Source organism: Thalassotalea loyana (assembly GCF_030161435.1).
Lineage (GTDB): Bacteria > Pseudomonadota > Gammaproteobacteria > Enterobacterales > Alteromonadaceae > Thalassotalea_G > Thalassotalea_G loyana.
Genome location: NZ_BSSV01000008.1, coordinates 116,238 through 129,601, shown reverse-complemented (window position 1 = coordinate 129,601; position 13,364 = coordinate 116,238). Strand labels below are relative to the sequence as shown.

Sequence of the window (13,364 nt, the reverse complement as noted above, 5' to 3'; positions counted from 1 at the left end):
GTTTTGATTTTGAAACGTTGAGCTAACATCTGCACTTTTCAACAAGGTAGTTGAAGTATGAAAATTGATAGATATTTTGAAAAGATAAAAAATGGTCAGCCCATTAACTTCTCAAGTTTTAAAAAGAAAGCTCGATTAATTGGTCTTACTGATAGTGATTTATTTAATCTATTTGAGATTAATAAAAATGACAAAAGCACTGTATTACTTCAGATAAAGGATAAAGCAGCTTTCTCCTCTTTATGCGACAGATATTCAGCAGTATTACCTTTCAACACTAGGAGTGAAGCCTCAAAAACAGGAAGAAGTCATTCAGTAAAGGTCAATGGAACTACATTTCATGTACGGCTAGGTGCAGCCCCTCCAACATCTGTTATTGTAGATAGTGAAGGAGAGATTCTTACAACTTTCAAACAATCAAATTCATTACTAATTATTGAAAATGAAGAGAACTTCATTGATATTCATTCCACTCTTAAATTTCTGAAATCGCATGCAAAGATAGATATAACTCATATGGATGTGATGTGGGGAGCTGGTAATAGGGCTGCTAATACATACTTGGCAAAATTTTATAATAACTACGACCATTTATACTGTTTTTTTGATTTCGAATTGGGAGTTTTAAGAACAGCACAATCGATTTTCAACATGATGAAAGATCATGAAAAAACTAAATTTTCATTCATAGTTGCTGAAAGTGCAGAACAAGATTTATTAGATTTTGGCAGTGACTTAAAAAGTTCTCAAATAAAGTCCTTAGAGAAAATTAGAAAGGAGAGTCCTATTTTGAGTAATGTTATAAATTTAATGATTAATACACGGAAAACGATGGAACAAGAGGTATATCTTTAATGGATTTTGGAAATATAACATCATTAATTGAAGAGCAGTTTGGGTTTAAATCTTTATGCTTAGTTAATAGCTCTTCTCATGCGTTTACTCATTTAAAAATAGATCAACATTTAGTTTTATCTGGTGGCAATAACCAGGGGAAGACGGCTGCTCTAAATGTTGTGAAGCTGCTTTTATTTCCCGAATTTAACTTTTCAAATTGTAAAAGTAAATTCGGATTTCAAGGTAGGGACGGAACTTATTATTCTAAACAACAAAGTTTTGAGCACTATTTTCCTTCAAATCGCTCTTTTATTATTGCTGAAGCTGAAAATCCTGAAGGTCATTTTTGCCTTGTTTTATATCGGTCATCAGAAGAGTTTGGTTATGGCCGAATTCTAGTACCAGCTTCCTTTTCTGAAATTAAAAACTTGTTTTGGGATTTTGATAATGAGTCAAATGTAGGAATGGGATGTGCAAAAAATATTCATAAAGCGGAACTTATAGCTGAACTTAAAAAGAAGCATGGGATTCTGGTATCTGATACTAACACTCTTTGCGAACATCTTTTTGGCGGTGTAAATAAACTAACTAGTCGCAGGTACTGTTTGGTTCCTCTAATTGATGGTGGCACAAAACAGTCAATAGAGTGTTTAAAGTCATTAATTCACTTGGCTTTTGATTTAACAGCAAGTAATAAGGACACTTTACCAAAGGTGCTTGCTTCAGTTATTGAAATGGGAAAAGACAGAGAGCAAAGCCAAGTAAAAGTTAACTTACAAAAATCAATTCATGACTTCAATGAATTAAAAATTAGGCAGGAACTTCTTAACAAGATACAAAGTAACCGCCACCTTTGGAATCAAACGGATGGTGCAGTCAAGGAGTACAAATCAAAACTTGCTCAAGGGGCAAAACGTTATTTCAGTATTAACTCGCAGATTAAAAAATCTCTTAATGATTTAGAACCAGAGTTAAACTCGTTACTTGAGAAATACAAAGAATTAGAACCTATAGTTTTATCTGGTAAGCAGCAAATAAGATCAACGAGAAATGAGTTGGCTGAATTAAATGGTAGTTATAAGCAGAAAAAGAAAGACTTATTGCCTTTGAAAAAAAACGTGGAACTTTTAAACGATATTTTAGGCTCTTGGGGAAGTGATTGGGATGAAGAGCTTGCAATAAAAGATTGCGAAAAAGACGTAGAAAAGTTTTCAAAGATTATAACCGCTTTTGATGACTCAGCTAGTGCCACAGCATCTTTGCAAAAAGCTATTTTTGATAAAAATACACTTTCAAAAGAATTGGACACCATTAGTGAGTCTATTAACAACTCTAGTAAGCTACTTGTTAGTAGTTTATCTGAGCATGCAGCTAGCGTTATAAGTAGTTTGAATAGCGAGTTTGCCAAACTGTCGGTAGAAATAACGGAAGAACAAAAAAGAACTATAGAAAACTTCGCTCAACTATTTTCTGTTCGAAAAAATAAGGTCGATTTCTTAAACTCTGAAGTCTTTGGCTTAACTTACAAAAACTTTAACTTAACTGAGCTAATCGAATCTTTGAAATTACAAAAGTCTTCAAAAGAAAAAGAGCTAGATAATATTGAAGATACTATTGTTAACATCAACAGTATTACCAAAGGAACGCCAAAAGGCACTAGAGCTGACGTTGTTGAAAAATTAAATGAAGCGAAGCATGAATTATATCTAATTAAACAATCTGAGTTTTTACCGAATGAATTTAAGAGAGTACAAGAAGAACTAAAGGCTATTGATGAAAAAATACAATGTAACTCAAAAAAATTAGAGGAATTTGAAGAAATTTATGGGGTTAATAAATCAGAATTTGATGGAATAAAAGAAAAAATTGATTTATTGAAACCTAAGAGAGTTGAGTTAGAGAATTATGAAAAACGTTTGAGTACCGCTTCAACTGAGCATGCTCAACGATTTGAGCTTTTGAAAGATAAGTTTTCAGAATCAAGTGAATTTGAACTATCAGATATGTTTATAGATGAGACAATTGATTTTATATCATCTATAAAAACATATTATCAGGATTCAATTTCTCCTTTAAAACAACTACTTTCGCTTAGACTTATTCCAGAGTTAGATGACCTAAGACATAAAGTACAGTATGAAGGTCACGAAATTGATAAAGCACTAATAGAATTCGATACCCTATTCAATACGGTGTACCAAAAACAAGATCAACTATCTAAAGAGATCCATACCCACAACAGCAATGTGAATGCGGAGATAGAGGAAATCCGTGATGGCTCAAGATTAATCGATACTAAAGTTCGAGAAATAAACTCGATATTTAATGGTAGAGCAATTTCAAACTTAGAGTCTATTGAAATGATAGTTGAAAAAAATGCTCAGTTTGATGAATTAATTAACCATTTAGATAGGAATCATGTGCATGGTAATGAACTTTTAGACGATGAATTTTATGAGCGCTTAAATTACTTTTGCCAAAGCTATTTCACTTCCAAAAGTGGCATTACTTCGATCAACATGAGGAGTCTCATTAGTGGTGTTAAGTATCAGTATAGGAAGGTCGGTAGCTCGCAAGTAACCTCAAAGCCACAGTCTGGTGGAACAACCGCAGCAACAAATTGTATTTTGTTAGCTGTATTAATGAATGATTTAGTTAGTGACTCTGTAAAGCTTAATTTACCGTTGGTGTTAGACGAGATTGGTAACTTAGATGAGAATAACATACCTGAAGTTAAAAAAGTCGCAGATCAATTTGGGTTTAAAGTTTTTGCTGCCACACCTGATTTAAACCCTTCTGCGTTAGACTCTTTGAATAACTTCGTCACATTGGGTGAGTTTGTATGTGAAGATGCTTTAGAAGAAGAAGCAATAACAGTGTGCTACGACAGGGATGAGTTTTTTGGCAAACTGAAAAATTCCTTATCAGAACACTTGGTGGTTGATGAGGCAACTTTATGACTGCAAAAATAGATGCTGGTAAATGCATAGAGTTGTTTATTAAATACAAGGATGTTGTATTCACTTTGATTGACGAAATGGATTTTAGTGAGGCCAACTATGGCGTTAATCTTGATTTATATAATTATGAGTGCAGAAAGCTAATTAAATTAGTTGGAAAAGTTGATCCCGCAGATGCGAAGAGATTAGCAATAGCATTTGAGATTGATAATTTGAGACATAATGGTTTGATTGTTGGAGTAGACAAAAAACCGAATGCTAATAAGATAACTTTTCAAACATTCTTTATCGACTTGTTTAGACACCTCGATAATAAAAGAGTTAAAAGCCTATCCAATTCTGACTATGAAACGATCCGAGTCGAGTTTTTATCTTTACTAGAAACGTTCAAAAGAATCTCTATAACTAATGAGAGTAATGAGTTCACTGAGGCATATGAAACGCTCACACAAAAGCTCACTGACACTTTGGTGCTTATTAAGAGAAATACAGATTCTTTGAGAGGAAGTGCGGCAAGACTTTCTGAGTATATTGACAAATTAGATAACGATAAGGCAGAACCTCACTCAAATCCTGCGATACAAAAACTGGAAGAGTTAACAAAATTATATGAACGGAAAGTAATTCCTAGCATTGAATTCTTAAACCCTAATCAACCGATGGAGGGAGGCAATACTTTTGTTAGACTGATTCGGCAAATAGAAGACCTATTGAATGAACAACAGCCAAAGTTAGCGGCATATATACAATATCGACATATAGCGATCACCAGTTACCACAAAGATATTAAAGAAATTCAAAGAGCTTTATTAAGTTACTATAAAAGGCATAAACGAAGTAGGGACATATTTAATGCGATAGAAATAACTTTTAATAAATTAAAAAGTGAATCGTATCAGCTTCATGATGGGAAGATGATTAACAATAAAATACCGTTAAGTAATGTAGATAGTGTAATTATTAAGAACAATAAACTTCATGGTATAAAATCTTTTTCGAACAGTTTTAATGCCAAAATTTGTTGGGATGAAGAAAACTCAATTTCAGACTTGAAAGAGCTAATTAGGGTATTTAAAGAAAACAGAGCATTAGAGACTGTAAATAAATCAATAACTCCATCCATTAAGAATGAGGATTTGGCTGAAAAAAGAGATAAAAAGCGCAGGCAGATAAGAATAGTTCAACTAGTCAACTCGTTAGAGATGGATGTTTCCTACTATGATATTTTTGAATCAATTCACCACTTACTTTCAAATTCTATAGATGATTATCAACTTATTGATGGAATTCATGGTTATAGAAGCTTTATGGCAAAACCCGATATAAAACGAAGATTAAATCAAACTAGGGATGGCGTTGCCGTGAAGTATGGAAATTATGAATATAGGTATTGGCGCAGATCGCTTGAGCAGAGGCAAGAGGCATGAACAGCAATTTAAGTAAGCAAATATTTAATATCCTGATGAACGGTAAAGTGATTAATAAGAATACACTTGATGTTCATAATGATGACATTATCGAAGATAAGCTTTTTACTGAACTTATGTCAAATTATGTACAATACAAAGACTTATATTTTAACTGTGGTTATGAGCTTGTAGATAATGTTCCTGAAAGCTTTTTTATTAGAGCTTTAAATGAAGAACAGAGCAATTCTAAATTATCTTCGAAAATTCAAGCGCTTCTAATCGTTATTGCTAGGGGAGTAACTTTAGATAACTATGAGCTAGACATACTGTTTGACTCACATGCAGGGCTGTCTAAAGAGCTAGTGGAAAAAATAAATAAGAATGAAGAGTTCAGGACTGTACTGGATGCAACCCGCATTGAGGAAAATTTGTGGGATGAGTGCAAAAAATTACTTGTTGATCGGAATATTGCAGTAATAAATCGTTCTGGAAATTATGTATTACTTAATTCAGGTAAATCAATGTATGAAGCTTTAATCAACCAAGGTGCATCTGAAATTGTTTGAGTTCAAAGTTTAAATCTTTGTATGGGATGTAAATGGCTCACGGTGATTTAAATTATGAAAAATTTTTTGTCTCAACTGTAGTAAATAAAATCAGGTTAGATACATCATACTTAAGGGAATATTTTGTTAGAAATAAACACAGACTTGGATTTTGCAAAGTTATTTAGCCAACAGATCCACGATTGTTATCAAACAGCGCTAGAGTTTCTTAGTGATAATCCTGATTATTCACTTTTGAAATTTAGAAAAATTATAGAGCTTCTAAGCAAGTTTATTGCTGAGAGAAGAGCTATAGACTTTAAAAATGATAACTTATTTGAACAAATTAATATGTTATTTGAGGAAGGTATTATATCAAAGAATATAAAAAATACTTTTCATCAATTACGTAAGCTTTGTAATGATGGTGTTCATATTAAGGCTCCTATTGAGGAACAGGATGACTCTAATTTTGTAAAAAATGCTGAAGAATCTATTAAAAATAAAGCTGCTCAATGTCGAAAGTTAATTATTGAATTATTCGAAGACTTATATGTACAAGTTCTTTTAGAGAAAGAACTTCCTAAATTTACTTTGGTTGATTTAAGCCAACAGGGCTTGAAAAAAATCATATTCGATGCAGCTATTGATAGCAGTTCCTACCATGCAAAGTTAAAAGCAGGTATTGCCTATGAGGCAATTGCTACCAAAAACTCCAGAGACGAAGGTTTGCTAGCTAGAGATAGCTTTGTATACAACCAATCATCATTATTTAAAATTGCCGCTGCAAATTATGAAGCTTCATACAAATTAAGCTCTAATGTTGATGATTACTATATGAATCCATATAGTTTAGCGAAAGATATTTCTGTTAATGAATACATTCTTAGATACTGTGATACAGAACCGTTATATAAATATGCGGTACTTGCTATAAATGGATGGATTGGCATCGAACAAGAGAAAGAAGGAATGGAATTGCTGCGTGTAGCAGTAAAAAGAGGCAATAAAGAAGCTATTGCTTATTATGGCGCACACCTCTATGACTCTGAAGAATATACCGAATCTAAAAAATATCTTGAACAAGCCAAAGAAGCTGACTCTGCTCTTGCGTATCGCTACTTATTTTACTTATATAGCGATGAAAAAAGCCCTTTTCAGGATCATGATGTCGCGTATAAATACTTAAATAATGCAATAGAATATGGCTGTATAGATTCAATCGGTGAATTAGGGATTTTATATCATAAAGGTATAATTGTTGATAAGAACGATGAAAAAGCGGAAGAGCTTTTGTTGGATGCTATTGATAAAGGCAGCTATGCTGCAAAAAGGTATCATCTAGTTGAGTTCAATGATCTGGTTGGCGAAATGCAAAAGCATGCGAAACGTTTTGCAGATGATTTTGAAAAAGCCTTCCATAAGGTTCAAAGTGAAATTGAAGCTGCTAAACCCAAACCTTTAAAAGTAGAAAAAACTGGCAGAAATAGTCCTTGTCCATGTGGAAGTGGGAAAAAATACAAAAGTTGCTGCTTAAAAGGAAGTGGTGCAAACCTGCAAACCCCTTTACTGATCTTTAATCAATAACTTTGTGTACATATTTGAGTACATTAAAATGCAGTAAGTCTCCGTGACCCTTTATTTACAGGTGATTCTCATAATCGTGCCATAAAATCGTAGGTTGCCCATTAAAGTTGTTGTTATTGCTTTGGTTCAAGGTCATTGTCTATCGATAGATATTTAAATTAGTAGACTTAATTACCCATCAAAATGGGCTTAAGTCTGTTATAGCTGCATGATAAACCCTTTGAACCTTTAAATCGAGGTTCAAAACCTGTTTGCCGACCAACAATAGACAAATAACCCGAATTGCGTAAACTAGCGCACAACATAGTTTTTAAATATTTGGTTTTAAAATGAAGTATATCGTTATTATTTTGATTGTTGCGCTAATGGTGTTTATGTTCCAACGTGCGAGTAAAAACAAAGCTGTAGCACAAGAGAATAAAGAGATTGGTGAAGCGTTCCTACAGCAAAATAAACAACAAGAAGGTGTTGTAGAAACAGAGTCGGGTTTACAATACTTGGTGCTAAACAAAGGTGATGGCGAGCAAAAGCCTACTGCGACTTCAACCGTCGAAGTACATTACCACGGTACGCTAATTGACGGCACAGTATTCGATAGTTCTGTCGATAGAGGCGAATCAATCAGCTTTGGACTGAATCAAGTGATAGCGGGTTGGACGGAAGGCCTACAAACCATGAGCGTTGGCGATAAAACACGGTTCTTTATTCCTGCACGATTAGCCTACGGTGATCGCGGTGTTGGTAAAATTTCAGCAGGCTCTACTTTAATATTTGACGTTGAACTCATCGCGATTAAATAAGTTTATGTTATTGAATAACAACGCAGACTCTATTGTGGTTTTGGATTTTGAAACCACAGGTTTATCGCCTTTCCAAGGTGATCGTGCAATTGAAATTGGTGCAGTGAAGCTAGTTGACGGCGAGGTCGTTGATAGCTTCCAAGCGCTAATGAATCCTGGACGAAGAATTAGTGGCTTTATTGAAGAGTACACAGGCATTTCTAATGAAATGCTCGCCAGTGCAAAGTCTAACGCTGAAGTGATGTCTGAATTTGCCGATTTTATTGAAGGGCAAAACTTACTGGCACATAACGCGTCTTTCGATAAGAAGTTTCTTGATGCCGAATTACAAGCTATCGGCAGAAGCTATGCAGGGCAGTTTGCTTGTTCGTTGCTTACCTCTCGTCGCATCTACCAAGAAGCGCCTAATCACAAGTTAGGGACCTTGGTTCGATATAAAGGCATTATGGGTGATGGTAGCTTTCACAGAGCCTTATACGACGCACAAATGACGGCAAAATTGTGGCAAGCCATGTTGTCGGATATCGCAGACCGTAGAAATGATGCTGATGACCAATCTGTACCTTTCTCATTTATTCAAAAAATAGCAAAAACACCGAAGGCTAAAATAGCGACCTTATTTTCTGGCACTTAGTGTATGAAGACGGTTTAAACGCTAGCGATCCTCTAGTCGGTTAAGTTGTTGAGATTTTGCAAGTTATCTTACAAGATTGTTAATTTATCGTTTAAAAGTGACCTTTAAACAATTATTTGATGTATAACAGTAGGGTTCTTACTAAAAAACATAATAACCAAGGTAATTTAACAATGAAAAATGGAAACAAATTATTATCCTTGTCTTTAGCTTTAGGTCTAGCAATGCCAATGGCGGCGATTGCTGACGATCACGGTAAAAAAGCATTTGATAATTCTCACCGTAGCGAAGCTAATCAAAAGCGTGATGAGTTTCGTAAGCCACACCAAACGCTAGCGTTCTTTGGCATCAAAGGAAACCACAAGGTTGTTGAAATCATGCCCGGTGGTGGTTGGTACACTGAGATTCTTGCGCCAATGTTAAAGGATAATGGTCAACTTGTTGCCGCTCATTACCCATTAACAACGAAATCAAAATACCGTAAGCGCTCACGTGAAAACTTTGACAAAAAGTTAGCTGATAACAAGGGTGTATATGGTAGTGTCGTTGTTGCCGATTATGATCCAAAAGCAGCAGTTGATAGCAAAACAATGGACGCTGATTACGTGTTAACTTTCCGTGGTTTACATGGCTTACAAAACGGTAATAATTTGGCGACAGCATTTGGTCAATTTAATCAAATGCTTAAAAAAGGCGGCAAATTAGGTGTTGTTCAACATCAAGCGCCAGAGGGCTACGATGCGGTTGAAACATCGAAAAAAGGTTACTTGCCAAAATCACATGTCGTTGCAGTAGCAAAAGCCGCTGGCTTTGATCTGATTGCCGAAGGCTACTTCCACAACAACCCGATGGACCGCATCATTGCTGACGGTGTTGCCGGTGGTGTTTGGACATTGCCACCAATGCTTCGTGCAAAAACTGATGAAGAAAAAGAAAAGTACAAAAAGGTTGGTGAGTCTAACCGTATGACATTACTTTTCCAAAAACGTTAATCGTTTGATTTTTAAATTAAAAAAGGAGCTAACTTAGCTCCTTTTTTTTCACCATGAATAACCTACTTTATTTATTCATCCTGCCGTCATCTTATTGACAAAAAAATTTCATCTATAGCCTTTAAATTCTCAACTATAGTCTTGATTGAGGGAGCTCGGCCTCTCTTCACTATATTGTTTCGGTGATCACTGATTGGCATTTTAAATTTGGTGAACGTTACCGAACCCAACCCAAATGGAAAGCTTTAATAGGATGAGCAATATGCTAACTAAACGATTTTTCAAAACCAAAGATGAAACTGAAGTGACCTTCGAATTTAAGCGTGATGATGTGACAAGCGCGCAGCTTGTTGGCGAATTTTCGGATTGGCAGGAGATTGATATGAAGTTCGATAAAAAATCTCAGAGCTTTAAAACACGCATACGATTGCCCAAAGGTGAAGCCTTTCAATTTAGATATCTTTTAAATCAATCCGAGTGGGAAAACGACTACTGTGCTGACGCCTATGTGCCTAATGAATACGGTAGCGAAAATTCAGTTGTAGCAACGCAGTAATCAGGTTTTTTAAGAGACAAAAACTCATTGCCAGAAACGTCACCTCTAACATGTAGCCATCGAGCTGCCAATGAAAAAGGATTTGAAGTGAGCAACCAAACAGAAAGACACATCAGTAGTTTAACCAAGGAAACATACGCATTAATTTTAGCTGGAGGCAAAGGATCTAGGCTTTTCGAATTAACCGAAACCCGCGCTAAACCAGCAACATTTTTTGGTGGTACCTTCAGGATTATAGACTTTCCACTGTCAAACTGTATCAATTCAGGCATCAGGAAAATAGGTATTGCAACCCAATACAAATCTCATTCGCTGATCAGGCATATTAACCGTGGTTGGGGACATTTCAAAAAAGAGCTTGGCGAATCGATAGAAATCTTGCCAGCGTCACAACAAAAGGGCGACGAGTGGTATTTAGGCACTGCAAATGCGGTATTTCAAAACATGGATATTATTCGCCATGAATTGCCTAAGTATGTGATGATTTTATCGGGCGATCACATTTACCGAATGGATTATGGCCCGTTGCTCGCTAAACATGTTGATTCGGGTGCCGATATGACCGTGTGCTGCATTGAAGTACCGACTGAAGAAGCCGCTGGTAGTTTTGGTGTCATGACCGTTGATCAGAATTTAAAAGTCTGTCGATTCGATGAAAAGCCCGCACAGCCGTCGGAAATACCGGGTAAGCCGGGTAGAACATTAGCATCAATGGGCAACTATATTTTCAATACCGAGTTCTTATTCGAGCAACTTGAAAAAGATGCCGCTCAAGAAGGCTCTAGCGGTGATTTTGGTAATGATATTATCCCTAATATTATTAATTCTCACAAAGTACATGCTTTCCCATTCCAAGATCCTAATGGTGATAATCAAGGCTATTGGCGAGATGTTGGTACATTGGATTCCTTTTGGGAAGCCAACATGGAACTTGTTGAGCCAGAGCCGCAATTAAACATGTACGATGAGAATTGGCCTATTTGGACTTACCAAGAGCAAACGGCACCTGCGAAGTTCGTCTTTGATGAAGAAGGGCGTCGTGGCGCAACAATCGACTCAACGGTGGCCGGTGGTGTTATTGTGTCAGGCTCTGTGGTTAAGCGTTCCTTGTTATTCTCAAAGGTTCGAGTTCATTCATTTTGTGAAGTTCATGATTCGGTTATTTTGCCAGACGTGACGATTAATCGCGGTTGTTACATTAAAAAGGCGATTATCGACCGCGGCTGTGTCATTCCTCCTAATATGACGATTGGCTTTAATCGTTTAGATGATGAAAAGAAGGGCTTTAGAGTCACTGACAAAGGTGTTGTCCTCGTGACACGCAGTATGCTCGAAGCACTTGATCATAAAAACAAGGACCTCGCGTTTAAGTTGTAATGGAAAAGAAATCGTTAAGTATATTAATGCCGGCAAGTGAAAATGATGCCTTGCCAGGTGGTAAAATCGGTGGTGTAGGGGATGTAATAAGAGACGTCCCCGTTGCGCTTGCTCAGCTCGGTCACGACGTTCATGTTGTCGTGCCAAGCTATGGCAAATTTCATTTGCTTGATGAAGCTCACCATGTCTGCCAACAAGATATTATCTTTCGTGGCATCGCACAGCAGGTAAATGTTTATAAAATCGTAGGTAGATATCAAAAGGCGCGCGTAACACAGTGGGTTATCGACCACCCCAATTTTTTGATTGACGATAAAGGCAGTATTTACTTCGATGATGGCAGTGAACGACCATTTGCATCCGATGCAAACCGTTTTGCACTCTTTAGTGAAGCGGTAGCTAACGCCATCACCAATCGTGTGTTTGGACACATTGATGTCCTGCATTTACACGACTGGCATACATCGTTTATCGCCATTTTAAGAGCTTACGATGAGCGCTTCTTTGCACTGAAAGGCTTGCCAACGGTTTTTACCATTCATAATTTGTCGCTCCAAGGCATTCGACCGATTGAAGGTGATGAGTCTTCCTTTTCGGCGTGGTTTCCAACCCTAAGTGTTGATGGAAGTAAGCTTGTTGATCCTCGATATAGTAATTGTATTAACCCGATGCTTGCTGGCATTAACTTAGCGGATAAGGTTCATGCGGTATCGCCTACGTATGCCAAAGAGATTTTACAACCAAGCAACCCTGTTTATGGGTTTATTGGGGCAGAAGGGCTTGAATTTGCCTTACAAAGAAAGGCAAGCGAAGGCAATTTGATTGGTATTCTTAATGGTTGTGAATACCTAGAAAACAGCAAAATTGAGACACCACAGCCGACTAAAAAGCTTGAGAAGCTATTGCAACACTGTGAAGCAACGATATTGCAATGGATGGATTTAGATGAAACACCTAAAGCTAGCCACCTTGTTGCGTTATCTACCATTAGGCGCATCATTGCTAAGCCATCTCAGCCCAAATTATTACTCACCTCGGTAGGGCGACTTACCCCACAAAAAGTAGCGATTTTGTTGACGAAGATAAACCATCAGCAATCCGTGTTGGATTATTTACTTGAAGATGTGATTGGCGACGACAGCTTATTTGTTATGGTGGGCAGTGGCAATGAGCAAGAAGAAAACTGGATAGATAGCATTGCGCAACGCCATTCAAACTTTCTCTTTATCAAAGGGTATTCTCAAGTCTTGTCTGATCAAGTCTTTGCTTGTGGCGATCTTTTCTTAATGCCAAGCTCGTTTGAACCTTGTGGTATTAGTCAAATGCTTGCGCTAAGGGCAGGGCAACCTTGTGTTGTTCATGGCGTTGGTGGCCTTAATGATACAATATTTGAGCAAGAAAATGGCTTTGTTTTCTATGGTAAAACGCCTACAGAGCAGGGGCAGAACTTTTTAGCAAAGGTACAAGAAGCGATTGAGGTGTTTCAACAAGACCCTAGGTTATGGCAACAACTTGTCGACAACGCAAGATCAAGCCGTTTCCTGTGGCAAGACTCTGTGAAACTATATGTTGAACATCTTTATAGTAATTAGCGCGCGTACGAAAAAATACTTCCCTCTGTCAACGGTTAACGGGTTATAATAGCAAGGATATTTATAAGCACGCGC

11 protein-coding genes are annotated in these 13,364 nt (G+C 36.7%); all 11 read left to right on the top strand.

Annotation, left to right across the window (positions count from 1 at the left end; all coding sequences use genetic code 11):
* The first annotated feature begins 57 nt into the window (after positions 1-57).
* Positions 58-855, top strand: a complete 798-nt coding sequence (locus QQK05_RS16380) for a hypothetical protein (protein ID WP_284300597.1) — start codon at positions 58-60, stop codon at positions 853-855.
* Positions 855-3,797: a hypothetical protein gene (locus QQK05_RS16375; protein WP_284300595.1), complete on the top strand. Its 2,943-nt coding sequence runs from the start codon at positions 855-857 to the stop codon at positions 3,795-3,797. Before QQK05_RS16380 ends, QQK05_RS16375 begins: the two co-directional genes overlap by 1 nt.
* Positions 3,794-5,224 carry a hypothetical protein gene (locus QQK05_RS16370; RefSeq protein WP_284300592.1) on the top strand — a complete coding sequence of 477 codons (1,431 nt, stop codon included), beginning with the start codon at positions 3,794-3,796 and terminating at the stop codon, positions 5,222-5,224. The genes QQK05_RS16375 and QQK05_RS16370 overlap by 4 nt, the downstream gene beginning before the upstream one ends.
* Positions 5,221-5,772: a condensin complex protein MksE gene (locus QQK05_RS16365; protein ID WP_284300590.1), complete on the top strand. Its 552-nt coding sequence runs from the start codon at positions 5,221-5,223 to the stop codon at positions 5,770-5,772. Before QQK05_RS16370 ends, QQK05_RS16365 begins: the two co-directional genes overlap by 4 nt.
* Positions 5,773-5,895: 123 nt before the next feature.
* Positions 5,896-7,338 carry a DUF4145 domain-containing protein gene (locus QQK05_RS16360; protein ID WP_284300588.1) on the top strand — a complete coding sequence of 481 codons (1,443 nt, stop codon included), beginning with the start codon at positions 5,896-5,898 and terminating at the stop codon, positions 7,336-7,338.
* A 329-nt stretch (positions 7,339-7,667) separates the two neighbouring features.
* Positions 7,668-8,138 carry an FKBP-type peptidyl-prolyl cis-trans isomerase gene (locus QQK05_RS16355; protein ID WP_284300586.1) on the top strand — a complete coding sequence of 157 codons (471 nt, stop codon included), beginning with the start codon at positions 7,668-7,670 and terminating at the stop codon, positions 8,136-8,138.
* Positions 8,139-8,142: 4 nt separating this feature from the next.
* Positions 8,143-8,772, top strand: a complete 630-nt coding sequence (locus QQK05_RS16350) for a 3'-5' exonuclease (protein ID WP_284300584.1) — start codon at positions 8,143-8,145, stop codon at positions 8,770-8,772.
* A gap of 173 nt (positions 8,773-8,945) precedes the next feature.
* A complete protein-coding gene (locus tag QQK05_RS16345) occupies positions 8,946-9,764 on the top strand; it encodes a class I SAM-dependent methyltransferase (protein WP_284300582.1) in 819 nt (272 codons plus the stop codon).
* Positions 9,765-10,026: 262 nt separating this feature from the next.
* The gene (locus QQK05_RS16340; RefSeq protein WP_284300580.1) at positions 10,027-10,320 is read left to right on the top strand and encodes an isoamylase early set domain-containing protein; all 294 of its coding nucleotides are present in this window, start codon (positions 10,027-10,029) and stop codon (positions 10,318-10,320) included.
* A gap of 87 nt (positions 10,321-10,407) precedes the next feature.
* On the top strand, positions 10,408-11,697 hold the full coding sequence (glgC, locus tag QQK05_RS16335; protein WP_284300578.1) for a glucose-1-phosphate adenylyltransferase: 1,290 nt from the start codon (positions 10,408-10,410) through the stop codon (positions 11,695-11,697).
* A complete protein-coding gene (locus QQK05_RS16330) occupies positions 11,697-13,289 on the top strand; it encodes a glycogen synthase (protein WP_284300575.1) in 1,593 nt (530 codons plus the stop codon). The genes glgC and QQK05_RS16330 overlap by 1 nt, the downstream gene beginning before the upstream one ends.
* Positions 13,290-13,364 lie beyond the last annotated feature (75 nt).